Raw genomic sequence first — 14448 nt, 5'->3', positions numbered from 1 at the left:
AGTCCCTCAATGCCGTCGGCGACCTGGACGAAGACGCCGAACGGGACCAGCTTGGTGACCTGTCCTCGCAGTGTTTGGCCGACCGCGACGCTGTCGGCGAATACCTGGAAGGGGTCGGCCTGTGTCGCTTTCAGGGACAGCCTGGCCTCTCCGTTCCATGTGTCGAATTGGAGGAACTCACACGAGACGCGCTGCCCGACCTGAACGACGTCCGAAACTGCTTCGATGTGCCGCCAGGACAGTTCGGGAATCGTGATGAACCCGACGCCGGGGAAGACCGGATGGTCGGGGCCGTCGTCCAGCGCCACGAACACGCCGAACCGTTCGATGGCCGTGATCGTGCCGGAAAGGATCTCGCCGCGGTGACGCGACCTCAGGAACGCCCACAGTTCCGGGTTCTCGGTGGCGGTCATTGCCAGCCGGGCGTGGCCCTCATCAAGATCGATGGCGATCACCTCGGCGGTGACCCGCTGGCCGACTTTCACGGCCGCCGACCGATTCCGAGTCCAGGAGACGTCCGAAGGCCAGATGGTCCCCAGCGGGCGTGCGGAGAATCCGTCCAAAGTGACCGTCACGCCCTGAGACCGTGTGACCTGTGCGACAGTTCCGCTGCAGAGGTCACCGATCTGGATTCCTTCCAGGAACTCCCGAGAATTCTGATCGCCCGACGCTGCTCCCATGCCGTCCAGCCTTTCATGGAGAGCCGTGCCCCGGCTCGGCGTTGGCGTTGTCAGGCCGCGGCCTTGCGGGTGCGCCCTCCCCAGCGAATGCCTTTCTCACTGCGGACCCGGGTGCGTTCACGACATTCGGCAGCCAGGACGTCCCGGTGGCGCGCGTTGGCGTTGCGCCACCGGAGGTATGCGCGCAGGGCCCGGGTCTGCACGCATGTGGGTGGGGTGGTGAGATGCGCGGAAGACGTCCGCCTGTTCCAGTTCGAACCGCCGGCCCTTGGAGGGCCGTACCACCAAGATCCACTTCGTGGCGGACAGCCGCTGTCGGCCCCTTGGCCTTCGTCATCACGCCCGCCAGGCTGGTGACGTGCCCGCGCTCCCGCAGGTCATGGCTCGGACTCGGGTGCCCCGCCTGATCGGCAGACCGCGCGCGGCACCGGATGTGGTTCTGGCGGGCAAGGCGTACTCGTCCCGCGCCATCCGCGCTCACCTGCGGCGCCGCAGGATCCGGGCGGTGATCCCGCAGCCCGCCGAACCGGATCGCCAAGCGCAAGAAGCGAGGCCGGTCCGGCGGCAAGCCGCCGGGCTCCACCCGTGACGCTCACCGGCAGCGCAACACCGTCGAGCGGTGCATCCGAGCTTGCGGTGGTGGCGCGCGGGGCTGCGGCGCATCCGAAAGATGACGGTGGCCGGCGGTCCCGAGGTGCACCCAGGACGAGTGGCAGTGACTGCCGCATTCCGATTGTTCGGCGCACCGGGGAAATGTAGCGTCGCGATCATGTCACTGATCGACAAAGCCACTGACCAGGCGCCGGCGAACCCGGCCGCCACCGATGACATGCTGGCCACTCAGCCGGTCGGCTACTGGAGCGGCCTGGCCCATGCGACCGTCACCCGGCATCTGCGTGATGCGATGGCCAAGATCGACGTCACGCAGCCGCAGTACTGGGTGCTCAACCGCGTGAACGGCGGCCCCGCGGCGCCGGGCCGCGAGGAGGTCGTCGCTTCTCTGACGCACCTTGCCGACGGGCCGCACGAGATCGCCAGGGTCGTGGACCAGTTGCTCCACCGTGAGTGGCTCAGGATCGATGACGGGCAGCGCCTGCACCTCACGGATGCCGGGGAGGCAGCCAGAGCGCGGCTCCGTGAGCTGGCGACCGAGGTACGCGCCGTAGTCCACCAGGGCATCAGTGATGAGGAGTACGTGGCCGCGCTCAAGGTACTGCGCAAGATGGTGGCCAATATCGAGGGTGACGGGGCTCCTGGCAGTCCGTCCTGATGACGCGATCTTGTGATGGCCCCGGCTGGGAACGAGCGCGGCCACGGCATGCTCATCGGTTGGTGTGTGGACAAACGACGATCGTGCGGTGGCCGCCGGCCATAGCGTAAAGCCCGCCCGCCGGCGGGCGATGTTCGACCAGGCCATGGACCGGATCGCGGGACGGTTCAGCCGAGTCGAGCCAAGGACCACTGCCCGCGCCCACCTGCTCGGGCTGCTGTCGCAAGTGGAGCGGAAGAACTGTCCCCGCAGGGGGCAACCCCCAGGCAGCCGGCCGAACAGGCCGGCCTGGCCCGGCCGGGGCCGATGCAGCGGATGCTGCGCTACGCCCGCGGGGAGGCCGACGCCGTCCGCGACGACATCCGTGCCTACGCCGTTGAGCACCTCGGCACCGACGGCGGTGTCCTGATCGTGGACGAGACCGGCTTCGTGAAGAGAGGCCGTGCCTCGGCGGGCGTGCAGCGGCAGTACACCGGCACTGCCGGGTGCGTCGAGAACTCCCAGGTGTGAGTCTTCCTCGCCTACGCCACCAGCCGGGGACGGGCGCTGGTGGACCGCCGGCTCTACCGGCCGGAGCAGTCCTGGTGCGCCGATCCCGAGCGCCGCGCCGCTGCCGGGATCCCCGACGAGGTGCGGTTCGCGACCAAGCCGCGTCTGGCCTGGGAGATGATCGCCGCCGCGCTGGGCGCCGGGGTACGGGCACGGTGGGTGACCGGCGATGAAGCGTACGGGCAGGACCCGCAGCTGCGTGCCGCGCTGGAGGCGCGCCGGACCGGCTACGTGATGGCCGTCGCCTGCTCAACGCGGGTATGGATCAACCAGAGCCGCACCTCCATCCGCGCGGACGCCGTCGCCGGCCGCCTGCCCGCCGCCGCCTGGCACCGGCAGAGCGCCGGAATCGGCGCGAAGGGCCCCCGCTACTACGACTGGGCCTGGATTCACATCGGCAGCGACAGCCAACGCCATCTGCTGATCCGCCGCAACCGCACCACCGGTGAACTCGCCTTCCACCTGTGCTGGTCCCCGACCGAGGTGCCCCTGGCGGAGCTGGTCCGCGTCGCCGGTATCCGGTGGAGTGTCGAGGAGTGCTTCCAGGCCGCCAAGGGCCAGGTCGGACTCGATCACTAACAAGTACGCGACTGAACCTCGTGGCATCGGCACATCACGCTCGCCATGCTCGCTCTGGCTTCCCTATCTTGTGCCTCACGCCATGTGCCCAAGAACATGTGCCCAAGAACATGTGCTCCACCCCATGTGCCCAAGACCATGGGGCTCCACCCCATGTGCCCAAGACCATGTGGCCTTCCCCGTGTCGCCTTCTCTGTGTGGCCTTCCCCATAGCCCTTATGCAACTAGTTGCACAAAACCTGTGGCGTCGTCTACAACAGTCCCGACGACGCCACGCACGGAGGCCCACCATGTCCCCCACAAGCCGCTACCCGCACCTGTTCGAGCCTCTCGACCTGGGCTTCACCACACTCCCCAATCGGGTCCTCATGGGCTCCATGCACGTGGGCCTGGAGGAGGCCGAGCGAGGTTTCGAGCGCATGGCGGAGTTCTACGCGGAACGCGCGCGCGGGGGCGTGGGCCTGATCGTCACCGGCGGCATCGCGCCCAACGAGGCGGGCCGCCCGTACGAGGGTGGGGCCAAGCTCAGCACCGAGGACGAGGCGGCACAGCACCGGGTGATCACCGATGCCGTGCACCGCGCGGGCGGCCGCATCGCGCTGCAGATCCTGCATTTCGGCCGGTACGCCTACCACCGTGACCTGGTCGCCCCGAGCGCCCTCCAGGCCCCGATCAGCCCCCACGTACCGCACGCGCTCACCGACGCCGAGGTCGAGCGGACGATCGACGACTACGCGCGGACGGCGGTCCTCGCGCGCCGGGCCGGCTACGACGGCGTCGAGATCATGGGCTCCGAGGGCTACCTGATCAACGAGTTCACCGCCCGGCAGACCAACCACCGCGAGGACCGCTGGGGCGGCTCGTACGAGAACCGCATGCGCTTCCCCGTCGAGACCGTGCGCCGGGTACGCGAGGCGGTCGGCGAGGACTTCATCGTCGTCTACCGGCTGTCGATGCTGGACCTGGTGCCCGGCGGCTCCACGTGGGACGAGGTGGTCACGCTGGCCAAGGCGGTCGAGGACGCCGGAGCGACGATCATCAACACCGGCATCGGGTGGCACGAGGCGCGGATCCCCACCATCGCCACCTCGGTACCGCGCGGCGCGTACGCGTGGGTGACCAGGAAGCTCATGGGCGCCGTCTCCGTCCCGCTCGTCACCACCAACCGCATCAACACCCCCGAGGTCGCCGAACGGCTGCTCGCCGAGGGGTACGCCGACATGGTGTCGCTGGCCCGCCCCATGCTCGCCGACCCCGACTTCGTCGCCAAGGCACGGGACGGCCGGCCCGAGACCATCAACACCTGCATCGGCTGCAACCAGGCCTGCCTCGACCACACCTTCAGCGGGAAGATCACCTCCTGCCTGGTCAACCCCAGGGCCTGCCACGAGACCGAACTGGTCCTCGCCCCGACCCGGCTGCGCAAGCGGATCGCCGTGGTCGGCGCCGGCCCGGCCGGCCTCGCCTGCGCGGTCTCCGCCGCCGAACGCGGCCACGACGTCACCCTCTTCGACGCGGCGAGCGAGATCGGCGGCCAGCTGAACGTGGCCCGCAAGGTTCCGGGCAAGCAGGAGTTCGACGAGACACTGCGGTACTTCCGTACCCAGCTGGAGCTGCGTGGCGTGGAGGTCCGCCTGGACACGTACGTCACCGCGGCCGACCTCACCGGGTACGACGAGGTGGTCGTGGCCACCGGGGTCACCCCGCGCACGCCCGACATCCCCGGCGCGGACCACAAGAGCGTCCTCGGTTACCTGGACGTGCTGCGCGACGGCGCTCCCGTCGGTGAGCGGGTGGCGATCCTCGGCGCGGGCGGCATCGGGTTCGACGTCGCCGAGTACCTGACCGACGGCGGCGAGCGGACGGGCGAGGACCCGGCGGCGTACTTCAGGCAGTGGGGCGTCGACACCCACTACCGCGCCCCCGGAGGCCTCGCCGCGCCCGAACGCCCCGCCCCGCCCCGCTCCGTGCACCTGCTCCAGCGCAAGACGACCAAGGTCGGCGCCGGACTCGGCAAGACGACGGGCTGGATCCACCGCACCGAGCTCAAGCACCGCGGGGTCACCATGGTCCCCGGCGTCCGCTACGACCTGATCGACGACGAGGGACTGCACATCACCGTCGACGGCGTACGCCAGATCCTGCCCGTCGACACCGTCGTCCTGTGCACCGGCCAGGAACCGCGTCGCGACCTGTACGAGGAACTCCTCGCCGCGGGCCGCGGCCCCCACCTCATCGGAGGCGCCGACGTCGCCGCCGAACTGGACGCCAAGCGCGCCATCGCACAGGGCACGGAGCTGGCGGCCGCGCTGTGAGCCCCGAGCCTCGGCGGGAGCCGGACCGCTCCGTCGTCTCCGGCGAGGCGTCACCGGGCCGCGCCCACGGAACGCACCCCGGCGGGCGTCCCTAGGATGACTCCATGTCACTCCCGCACGCGATCCTCACCGCACTTCTGGAGAAGCCGTCGTCGGGGCTCGAACTGACCCGCCGCTTCGACAAGTCGATCGGCTACTTCTGGTCGGCGACGCACCAGCAGATCTACCGGGAGCTGGGGAAGCTCGAGGCCGAGGGGTACATCCGCGCCCTGCCCTCCGAACAGCCCACGCGGGGGCAGAAGAAGAGCTACGAGGTTCTGCCGGCGGGCCGGGCGGAGCTCGCCCGCTGGACCGCCACCGCCCAGGACCCCAAGCCCCTGCGGGACGCGCTGCTCCTGCGGTTGCGCGCCTCCGCCGTGGTCGGAAGGGAGGGCGTCGAGGTCGAACTGCGTCGCCATCTCGTCCTGCACCAGCGGCAGTTGGCGGAGTACGAGGAGATCGAGGAGCGGGACTTCGGCGCGGGGCGGGACACACCGCAGGACCGGCTCCAGTATCTGGTGCTCAGGGCCGGCATCGACCTGGAGACGTTCTGGACCCGGTGGCTGACGCACGCCCTGGAGGAGCTCGAGCGGCTGCCGGAGGGACAGTCGCCGGAGCGGCAGCCGCCGGAGCAGCGGTTGTCGGAGGGACAGTCGCCGGAGCAGCGATCGCCGGAGGCGTAGGACGAAGCAGCCGGGCGGCCCCGTCGCATCAGTCCCAGGAGCGGCCCGGGCGGGCGCGGCGGCGCAGGTACCACACGGACGCTCCTGTGCCCACGGCGACGAGGGCCCCGCCGCCCAGCAGCGTGAGCGTGCGGTGGTTCTCGGTGGCCCCGCCCAGGCCGCCCAGCACGCCGCGCGAGGGCGAGGGCGAGGACGACGGCGACGGCGAGTACGAGGGCAACGGCGAGACGGAACGGTAGGACCCGGCGGAACGGTAGGGCGAGGCGGAAAGGGCGGGGGAGGGCAGGGCCGTGGCGGAGATCGTCGGTGGGCCCGAGACGATGACGGCCTGGGTGCCGGCCGTGGTGCCGTCCTTGCAGACCACGGTCACCGTGTAGGTGCCGGCGCCGACGTTCGTCCAGGCGGCGGACTGGGCGGTGCTCGTGCCGGTCAGCGTGGCCTGGCGGCCCTGGGCGAAGCTCCGCTGCCCGCCGGCGAGCAGGGAGGCCCGGCCGAAGCTGCCGTCGGCGTTCATGGTGGCGCAGGCGCTGGTGGTCACGTCGACCGAAGCCCCGACCGTGCTCACCGAGATCCCCGGCCCGGCCTGCGCGGGGGTGGCCGGGGCGAGCGGCAGCGCGGTGGCGGCGGCCGCGGTGAGGGCGGCGCGTGCAAGCAGCTGTCTGGTACGCATAGGACTGCCCTCCGGCGGCACGGTCGGCGGTACGTCCCTTGCGCCGCCGGGGATCGGGGAACCCCGTGCTGCCTCAGGCCGAGCCAACGTGCCCCAGCCTCCGCGCGCATCCGCACGGCGCCCGCCCAGGTGACGGATTCCCGCGTCCGGCGGACGGCGCATCCGGACACGAACGGGCGGGGAGGGTCAGGGCTTGAGGACCTGAGGGGCTGGCAGAGACGGGCAGAAGCGGGCAGAGACGGGTAGAGACGCGCAAGTGTGGGCGGAGCCGGGCAGGAACGGACAGGTGAGGAGGCAGTGGGCGGGTGGGGCGTCCCGTCAGTCGTCTGCCGTCTGCCGTCTGCCGTCTGCCGTGTACCGCCTACCGCCCCGTCGTCACCGTCCGCTCCGCCGAGAACCCGCCCCAGGTGCCGTCCGGCAGCTTCGCCCTGATCCGCACCCGGTGCGTGGCCCCGGACTCCCGGCCCACGTAGAAGCTGTGCTCCGCCGTGTCCCGGGGGGCGGTGCCGCCCCAGACGAGCGAGGTGGCGAGCCGCCCGTCGAGGTGGATCTCGTACTCCGTGATCACCCCGTCGGTGCGCGGCGGAACCCACGACAGGTCGATGTGGTACGCCCCGTCCTCCCGGTGTGTCGTCGCCCGGAAACGGGTGGGTGCCGTACCGCGGCCGTCGTCCGACCCCGGCGCCGTGGTGATCCGGACGGCGTCGCTCGCCGGGGAGGCGTTGTCCGCCGCGTCCCGGGCCCGCACGCTGAACGTGTAGCGGGTACCCGGCCGCAGCCCCGTCACGACGGTGGCCGTCTGCCCGCCGCCCACGCTGTGGATCCTGGAGTCGCCCTGAAGGATGTCGTACGACACCACGCCCCGGTCGTCCGTCGACCGTCCCCAGGACAGCTGGACGGCACGGCTGCCGACGGCCTTGCCGCTCGGCCGCGCCGGACGGCTGGGCGCCCGGTTGTCGGCGGCGGACGCGGCGGGCGTCGTGGCGCGCACCTGCCGGCTGGGCGGACCCAGGTCGCCGCCCGTGCTCCGGGCGCGGACCGTGAAGACGTACGTCGTGGCGGGTTCGAGCCCGGCGACGTCCGTCATACGGGCGGAGCCGGGCACATCCTTGATCTTCGTCCGCCCGCGGTACACCTCGTACGCGGCGATCTCCGGTTCCCCGAAGACGTGGTTCCACATGACGTGCACGCTGCCGGAGCTGCCCGCCTCGGCCGTGACGCCGGCGGGAGCGGAGGGCGGACGGCGGCCCTCGGTCATGTCCTGCCCGCAGCCGGCGCCGAGGAACAGCGAACCACAGAGCACCAGCACAGGAACGCGTCGCACGGCGCTGCCTCCTTGTCTCCCCCGCCAGTCAATTGGTCTGTACCTGTATGGCGTGAGTGGCGTGACCGCGTCAAGAGGGGAAACGAAGCGGTGGGGCGCAGGTACGGAGAGGTGCCGGGACGGGTGGGGTGCCGGGGTGCCGGGGTGTCGGGGTGTCGGGGTGCCGGGGTGTCGCGCGATGGCGTGCCGTCCCGGAACGCCATTGCACCGACCGGCCCCTTCACGCTGGCCCGGCTTCCCTGACCCCGGCACCGTGGGGTACGTGACCGTCGACGCCCTCGGGAGAGGGTCCCCCATCACGCGTGTCCAGTCGCTGACGCTCGCCCTGGCCGGTGCCGCCCTGCTCGCCGCCGCCCCACCACAGCCCACACAGCCGTACGATTCCGTGCGGGCCGAACGCGCCGTCCGCGCCGCCGAACTGCTGGCCGGGCTGGGCGACTGCCGGCCGGTGTCGAAGGGCCACTTCCGCAGTGACCGGGGCGCCCGCGCCGACATCCCCGTCTGCGGCACCCGCGACGTGGTGTTCTGGAAGGCCGACATGGACATCGACTGCGACGGCCGGGCCGGCCCCCGTTGCAACGGCCGTACCGACCCCTACTACCAGCCCACCACCGCCTTCCGGCAGTCCGACGGCCGGTACCTCAGCGCGGAGACGCTCCCCTTCGTCGTCGTGCCCGCCCCGAGCGGCATCTGGGACCACCGCGCCCACGGTGTCCGCGGTGGTTCCGTCGCCGCCGTCGTCCACCGGGATCGCGTCCAGTACGCGGTCGTCGGTGACACCGGCCCACGGGATGTCATCGGCGAGGCCTCGTACGCCACGGCCGAGGCGCTCGGCCTCAGCCCGGACCCGCGCACCGGCGGGGCCCGGGACGGGGTCACGTACATCGTCTTCAAGAACTCCCGTGTGACACCCATCGAGGACCACCGGCAGGCGGTGGATCAGGGCGAGGCGCTGGCACGTGCGTTCCTGCGGAGGCAGTGACGCGGGGCACCACTGGGGCGGGGCACCACTGAGGCGGGGCACTACTGACTCGAGGCATCACTGACTCGAGGCATCACTGACGCGGGGCATTACTGACGCGAGGCACCGCGCTCCCGCCGCCCGTCACTCCTTGCGGTAGGCGTACGCCTCCTTGGCCGCGGCCTCCACCGCCGCGAGGTCGCCGCCCGCCGAGGCCGTGACGACCGCGGCGACCGCGCCCTCGACGAAGGGGGCGTCGACCAGGCGGGTGTTCCCGGGCAGTTCGTCGCCCTCGGCGAGGAGTGCCTTCACGGTGAGGACCGCGCTGCCGAGGTCCGTCAGGACCGCCACCCCGGCCCCGCGGTCCACCGAGGCGGCCGCCGCCGACACCAGTTCCGCGCTGGTGCCCAGACCACCGTCCGCGGTGCCGCCCGCCGCGGCGACGGGGACCGGGGCCCCGCCGCCCGCGAGCCCTTGTGCGAGCTCGGCGACCGAGGCGGCCACCGCGGCACTGTGCGACACGAGCACGATCCCGACCTGCTCCTGCCGCTCCTCAGACATCAGCGGCCTCCGCTCGGGCACCGGCGGCTTCGGCGAGGGCCGCGACCAGCAGCGCGGCCGACGTGGCGCCGGGATCCCGGTGCCCGATGCTGCGCTCGCCCAGATAGCTCGCCCGGCCCTTGCGCGCCTGAAGTCCGGTCGTCTCCTCGGCACCCCGCTCGGCGGCGGCCGCCGCCGCGGCGAACGACTCGCCGAGCGCGTCGACGGCCGGCACCAGCGCGTCGACCATGGTCTTGTCGCCGGGTGCCGCCCCGCCGAGTGTCCGCACCGCCTCGACGCCCGTGCGCAGCGCGTCCCGCAGCTGTTCCCCGGTGACCTCGGCCGCGTCGTTCCCGAGCGCCTTGCCGGTACGGCGCAACAGGGTGCCGTACAGCGGCCCCGACGCCCCGCCCACCGTGGAGATCAGCTGCCGTCCGGCGAGCGTGAGGACGGCGCCGGGCGTCGGCGGCTCCTCCTTCTCCAGCGCGGCCACGACGGCGGCGAACCCGCGCTGCAGATTGCTGCCGTGGTCCGCGTCCCCGATGGGGGAGTCGAGAGCGGTGAGCCGCTCGGCCTCGCGGTCCACGGCCGCCGCGGCGGCCGTCAACCAACGGCGGAAGAAGTCGGCGTCGAGCACGTCATCTCCTTGCGTGTGCGGAAGGTGCGTACGGTGCGGAAGAACAGAAAGCACGGAAGAACGAGAGGCACGGAAGAACGAGAGGCACGAAAGAACAGAAGGCCCGAAGGCAGGGGAAGCGCAGAAGCTGCTGCTGATACGAGAGTGAGGACGCTCAGACGCCCCAGCGCAGCCCCGGCGTTCGCACCGGAGCGTCGTACAGCCGCAGCAGTTCCTCGTCGATCTGGCACAGGGTCACCGACGCGCCGGCCATGTCGAGCGAGGTGACGTAGTTGCCGACGAGGACGCGCGCCACGGGCACCCCCCGCTCGGCGAGCCGCCGCTGCACCTCCGCGTTGAAGCCGTACAGCTCCAGCAGCGGGGTGGCGCCCATACCGTTGACCAGGACGAGTACGGGGTTGCGCGGGTCAAGGTCGTCCACGACGGCGTCGACCGCGAAGTCGGCGATCTCGCGGGAGGTCATCATGGCGCGGCGTTCCCGCCCCGGCTCGCCGTGGATGCCGACACCGAGCTCCAGTTCCCCGGCCGGCAGGTCGAAGGTGGGGCTGCCCTTCGCCGGGGTCGTACAGGCGTCGAGCGCGACGCCGAAGCTGCGCGAGTTCTCGTTGACCTTCCGGGCCAGCGACTCCACCTGTTCCAGCGGCCGGCCCTCCTCGGCGGCCGCGCCGGCGATCTTCTCCACGAACAGTGTGGCGCCGGTGCCACGGCGGCCGGCGGTGTAGAGGCTGTCGGACACGGCGACGTCGTCGTCGACGAGGACCTTCGCGACCTGGATGCCCTCGTCCTCGGCGAGTTCGGCGGCCATGTCGAAGTTGAGCACGTCACCCGTGTAGTTCTTCACGATGAACAGCACGCCCGCACCGCTGTCGACCGCGGCGGCCGCGCGCACCATCTGGTCCGGCACAGGCGAGGTGAACACCTCTCCGGGGCACGCCGCGGACAGCATGCCCGGCCCCACGAACCCGCCGTGCAGCGGCTCGTGCCCCGACCCACCCCCGGAGACGAGGGCCACCTTCCCCGCAACCGGGGCGTCCCGCCGTACGATCACCCGATTCTCGACGTCCACGGCCAGCTCGGGATGGGCGGCCGCCATACCGCGGAGAGCGTCCGCGACCACGGTCTCCGGGACGTTGATGAGCATCTTCATGGGTACCTCCTGGTGAGGTTGGCAGGTGTGGCTGTGACCTGCGTTTTACCTGGTCAGATGAGGTGGTGCGAGTTGTCGGTCTTGGCGGTCCGTAGCGGTCGGAAGCGGTCTCTGGCGGTACTGATGCTGACTTAATGCTGACTTGACGACGGGGCGTCAGATCTGCGGGCTGGTTGGACGCGGGTCGGCGGGGCGCTTGCTATCGGCAGTATCGACCTTGCAGCAGCGAAGGTCACGTGCGAAGGGGCGTGGGCGTGCTGGGGGCTGGGCTGCTCTGCCGGCTGCGTCGGAAGGCGATACACAATGAGGGGCGGTGCGTGCACGACTGACTCGGTGGGGCAGCGGTGGAGAGGGGACTCTGTCGTGAAGTTCAGAAAAAAACGCTCGAATCTCTCGGCGACCTGGTCTGCGGAAACCTCGGCTCAGACGATCCCAGCAGCTCGTCCGAGCCGAAATACTTCCCTTACAGATCCAGCATGTACATCACCGAGTTCTTCGCTGAGCTCGGCACGGACTGGGTGCACGACGGCTCGACACGGCACCGTTGGGTAGCGGGAGTCCTCGAAGCGATGCTGGCCGAGCCGCACGACGGCCCCGCTCAGCCCCCGGAGTCCTTCTGCCGACTGATCGACCACCTGATGAGCCCGGCTGATGCCCTGAACGAGGGCCCTGACCGACCGAACGCCCTTCGCCAGTTCAATCAAGTACTGGCCCGGGAGGACTTCGAGGCCTTCTACGCAGAGGACAGACACTGCTATCTTCGCCATCTCGGGACGAACACGGTCTCGGCCCTGGCGGTGAACCCGCACCGGCCCTTCACCCTTGCAGAAACGCGACGCCGTGCCGCTCTGGCCGCATTCCTCGACACGTGCAGCGAGGACGAACTCATCGAGGCAGTGCTTCTCCCGCTGTTCCGGCAGCTCGGATTCCACCGGATCACCGCAGTCGGCCACAGGGACAAGGCACTGAAGTACGGCAAGGACATCTGGATGCGCTACACCCTGCCGACGCGGCACTTCCTGTACTTCGGACTCCAGGTGAAGCGGGGGAAACTCGACGCTGCCGCCATGACGAGGGCGGGTAACGCCAACATCGCGGAGATCCACAACCAAGCACTCATGATGCTCGCCCACGAAATCTTCGACCCGGAGACCAACAGGAGAGTACTTGTCGACCACGCCTTCATCGTGGCCGGCGGAGAGATCACCAAGGCGGCACGGAATTGGCTGGGCAACGCTTTGGGCGCCTCCAGACGCAGTCAGATCATGTTCATGGACCGGGACGACATCCTGAATCAGTACATCGTCGCCAACCTTCCTCTGCCGGCCGGTGCACCAGACAGCGCACCGGCCGACAGCGCAGGCGAAGCTCCCTCACAGGCCGCTGCGCTCCGCCAAGCTGTTGACGAAGAACGGTGGACAGAGCCGCCTCAAGTAGTTCAGTAATTCTTCGTCTGCTGGTGGTACGACGGAAGTGAATCGTTCACCTGCGTATATGGCAGCTGTGAAGACCCCGCCGGGACCGCTGGCCCGAGAACGCTCCTGATGCGGACCCTGGGGACTGCGGCACCGTTGGATGGCCGTAGCTGCCCGGTCCGAGCTGGCGGTCCTACCTCGCTCAGGTTGTAGTAGGCGTCGTGTGCGGTTCAGCTGATTGGGATCAGGAACCTAACCGCAGGTCAATGCCTTGTGGGTCGGCAAAGTCGACACACGTGGCGAGACTTGTGTGAGACGAGGAGCCCTTGCTGGCGCCCTTCCATGGAGTCGGCGTCCGGCTGCGAGACGACGCGGGTGCTCCGGCCGACGCGCAGCACACAGCAGGAGACCCTGCGGCGAACCCGGCCGTAGTCGTTCGCCGGACAGCGACCGGACGTTCCCTCCACGTTTCAGGCCGAGACTAGGCAGTGCCACCGACACGCCCTGACGGTACAGAAATCGAGTGTTCAAGATTACGGTGAACCCTTCAGGCGATTCGGCGATCTCATCGCTGTACACGGTGACGCTCTGCCTTTGTGCGGAGAGGTGACTGACACGGCGATGTCAGAGCGGCGCCTGTGCGTCACCGGCGGCTACAGGGGGAGCGACAATTCGGTCGGCTGATTAGCATCAACGGGCCGCCGCGGTGACGCCCTCACCGTAAGATCCACTGACTGTATGGAGATCGGCCCGGCCTCGAGTGCGGGAGGGGCCGTGTGGTCGGAAGGGGAGCGCCATGAGTGATACGGGGACGCAGTTGACCAGGCAGATCTGGTCGCTCGCGGATCTTCTTCGCGGGGTCTTCAAGACATCCGAGTACGGCAGCGTTGTCTTGCCGTTCACCGTGCTGCGGCGCCTCGACCTCCTGCTCGCGCCCACACGCCAGGAGGTGCTGGACGCCTCGGTGAAGTTGGCGGACAAAGGGGGAAATCTCGAGTGATTTCGAGATGTCGTGCTGCGTCGCGCCTCCGGCCACCCCTTCTTCAACGCCGGTCGCTACACCTTGGACGCTGTCGTCGCCGATCCAAGCAACGCAGAGCGGTTGCTGCGTGAGTACGTGCACGACTACTCAAAAAACGTCAGGGACGTACTACAACGATTCGAGTTCGACCGCACCATCGAACGGCTCCACCGCGCTGGGCTGCTGTGTGGAGTCGTCAGCCGGTTCCTCTCGCTGAATTTGGGGACTACCCTCTCTGCCCACGTCATGAGGTCCGTGTTCGAGCAACTCGTACGGCGTTCTGCGGAACAGGCAGGAGGGACTGGCACAGACGGGCACGTCACTCCCCGTGACGTCGGCCGATTGATGTCCGCCCTACTGGTGTGGCCCGATCAGCATGAGCTCGCCCAGCCAGGAGTGGTCCGTACGGTCCACGATCCGGCTTGCGGAACCGGCGGCCTGCTCGATGAGGTGGCCGGACGCATCGAGTCCATGAACGCCGAGGCCCACGTGTCCTTGCACGGCCAGGAGATCAATGCCGAGACCTGGGCTGTCGCTGGCTCCAGCATGCTGATTACTGACTTCGGCTCATTAGGGTGAGGCGGGGCCCCCGAGGGTGAGGCCGGTGCCGGCTATGAA

Annotated in this window: 14 protein-coding genes and 1 pseudogene; 9 read left to right on the top strand and 6 right to left on the bottom strand. The window is 69.8% G+C overall.

What is annotated here, in order from left to right; translation table 11 throughout:
- On the bottom strand, positions 1-680 hold a 680-nt coding region (locus tag IE242_RS33010; RefSeq protein ID WP_189866142.1), incomplete at its 3' end, for a S1 RNA-binding domain-containing protein.
- Positions 681-948: 268 nt separating this feature from the next.
- Between IE242_RS33010 and IE242_RS39345 the strand changes: the two genes are divergently transcribed.
- The 5 genes and pseudogenes from IE242_RS39345 to IE242_RS32985 all read left to right on the top strand — a co-directional run bounded on the left by IE242_RS39345 (position 949) and on the right by IE242_RS32985 (position 6115).
- Positions 949-1269, top strand: a complete 321-nt coding sequence (locus IE242_RS39345; RefSeq protein ID WP_444545845.1) for a hypothetical protein — start codon at positions 949-951, stop codon at positions 1267-1269.
- 180 nt (positions 1270-1449) lie between these two features.
- Positions 1450-1950 (top strand): MarR family winged helix-turn-helix transcriptional regulator, encoded by a 501-nt coding sequence (locus tag IE242_RS33000; protein ID WP_189865990.1) that lies wholly within the window; start codon positions 1450-1452, stop codon positions 1948-1950.
- A gap of 145 nt (positions 1951-2095) precedes the next feature.
- A pseudogene (locus IE242_RS32995) lies at positions 2096-3291 on the top strand (IS701 family transposase).
- Between the two features lie 77 nt (positions 3292-3368).
- Positions 3369-5393 carry an NADPH-dependent 2,4-dienoyl-CoA reductase gene (locus IE242_RS32990; RefSeq protein ID WP_189865989.1) on the top strand — a complete coding sequence of 675 codons (2025 nt, stop codon included), beginning with the start codon at positions 3369-3371 and terminating at the stop codon, positions 5391-5393.
- A 104-nt stretch (positions 5394-5497) separates the two neighbouring features.
- The gene (locus IE242_RS32985; protein WP_189865987.1) at positions 5498-6115 is read left to right on the top strand and encodes a PadR family transcriptional regulator; all 618 of its coding nucleotides are present in this window, start codon (positions 5498-5500) and stop codon (positions 6113-6115) included.
- Positions 6116-6143: 28 nt separating this feature from the next.
- On the opposite strand, the gene IE242_RS32980 is transcribed toward IE242_RS32985, so the two are convergent.
- Together IE242_RS32980 and IE242_RS32975 are read right to left on the bottom strand one after the other, a co-directional pair.
- A complete protein-coding gene (locus tag IE242_RS32980; RefSeq protein WP_189865985.1) occupies positions 6144-6785 on the bottom strand; it encodes a hypothetical protein in 642 nt (213 codons plus the stop codon).
- 361 nt (positions 6786-7146) lie between these two features.
- A complete protein-coding gene (locus IE242_RS32975) occupies positions 7147-8109 on the bottom strand; it encodes a fibronectin type III domain-containing protein (RefSeq protein ID WP_229859761.1) in 963 nt (320 codons plus the stop codon).
- 262 nt (positions 8110-8371) lie between these two features.
- Between IE242_RS32975 and IE242_RS32970 the strand changes: the two genes are divergently transcribed.
- Positions 8372-9091, top strand: a complete 720-nt coding sequence (locus tag IE242_RS32970; RefSeq protein WP_229859760.1) for a glycoside hydrolase family 75 protein — start codon at positions 8372-8374, stop codon at positions 9089-9091.
- Positions 9092-9214: 123 nt separating this feature from the next.
- Here IE242_RS32970 and IE242_RS32965 read toward each other — a convergent pair whose 3' ends face one another.
- The 3 genes from IE242_RS32965 to dhaK form a co-directional block, all read right to left on the bottom strand.
- Positions 9215-9631, bottom strand: a complete 417-nt coding sequence (locus IE242_RS32965) for a PTS sugar transporter subunit IIA domain-containing protein (protein ID WP_189865982.1) — start codon at positions 9629-9631, stop codon at positions 9215-9217.
- The gene (gene dhaL, locus IE242_RS32960) at positions 9624-10247 is read right to left on the bottom strand and encodes a dihydroxyacetone kinase subunit DhaL (protein WP_189865980.1); all 624 of its coding nucleotides are present in this window, start codon (positions 10245-10247) and stop codon (positions 9624-9626) included. Before dhaL ends, IE242_RS32965 begins: the two co-directional genes overlap by 8 nt.
- Before the next feature lie 154 nt (positions 10248-10401).
- On the bottom strand, positions 10402-11394 hold the full coding sequence (dhaK, locus tag IE242_RS32955) for a dihydroxyacetone kinase subunit DhaK (RefSeq protein WP_189865978.1): 993 nt from the start codon (positions 11392-11394) through the stop codon (positions 10402-10404).
- Between the two features lie 476 nt (positions 11395-11870).
- Between dhaK and IE242_RS32950 the strand changes: the two genes are divergently transcribed.
- The 3 genes from IE242_RS32950 to IE242_RS32940 all read left to right on the top strand — a co-directional run bounded on the left by IE242_RS32950 (position 11871) and on the right by IE242_RS32940 (position 14409).
- A complete protein-coding gene (locus IE242_RS32950; RefSeq protein ID WP_229859756.1) occupies positions 11871-12839 on the top strand; it encodes a hypothetical protein in 969 nt (322 codons plus the stop codon).
- A 766-nt stretch (positions 12840-13605) separates the two neighbouring features.
- On the top strand, positions 13606-13809 hold the full coding sequence (locus IE242_RS32945) for a type I restriction-modification system subunit M N-terminal domain-containing protein (protein ID WP_189865976.1): 204 nt from the start codon (positions 13606-13608) through the stop codon (positions 13807-13809).
- A 12-nt stretch (positions 13810-13821) separates the two neighbouring features.
- Complete coding sequence (locus IE242_RS32940; protein ID WP_189865974.1) at positions 13822-14409, top strand: N-6 DNA methylase; 588 nt, start codon at positions 13822-13824, stop codon at positions 14407-14409.
- Positions 14410-14448 lie beyond the last annotated feature (39 nt).

The organism is Streptomyces poonensis (genome assembly GCF_014650915.1).
GTDB lineage: Bacteria > Actinomycetota > Actinomycetes > Streptomycetales > Streptomycetaceae > Streptomyces > Streptomyces poonensis.
This window is presented reverse-complemented; position numbering and strand designations above follow the sequence as displayed.

Bases quoted from the DNA above. Each gene is read 5' to 3' on its own strand.
- IE242_RS32965 (WP_189865982.1), bottom strand. From the start codon at position 9,631: ATGTCTGAGGAGCGGCAGGAGCAGGTCGGGATCGTGCTCGTGTCGCAC.
- IE242_RS33000 (WP_189865990.1), top strand. From the start codon at position 1,450: ATGTCACTGATCGACAAAGCCACTGACCAGGCGCCGGCGAACCCGGCC.
- IE242_RS32950 (WP_229859756.1), top strand. From the start codon at position 11,871: ATGTACATCACCGAGTTCTTCGCTGAGCTCGGCACGGACTGGGTGCAC.
- IE242_RS32985 (WP_189865987.1), top strand. From the start codon at position 5,498: ATGTCACTCCCGCACGCGATCCTCACCGCACTTCTGGAGAAGCCGTCG.
- dhaK (WP_189865978.1), bottom strand. From the start codon at position 11,394: ATGAAGATGCTCATCAACGTCCCGGAGACCGTGGTCGCGGACGCTCTC.
- IE242_RS32980 (WP_189865985.1), bottom strand. From the start codon at position 6,785: ATGCGTACCAGACAGCTGCTTGCACGCGCCGCCCTCACCGCGGCCGCC.
- IE242_RS32945 (WP_189865976.1), top strand. From the start codon at position 13,606: ATGAGTGATACGGGGACGCAGTTGACCAGGCAGATCTGGTCGCTCGCG.
- IE242_RS32990 (WP_189865989.1), top strand. From the start codon at position 3,369: ATGTCCCCCACAAGCCGCTACCCGCACCTGTTCGAGCCTCTCGACCTG.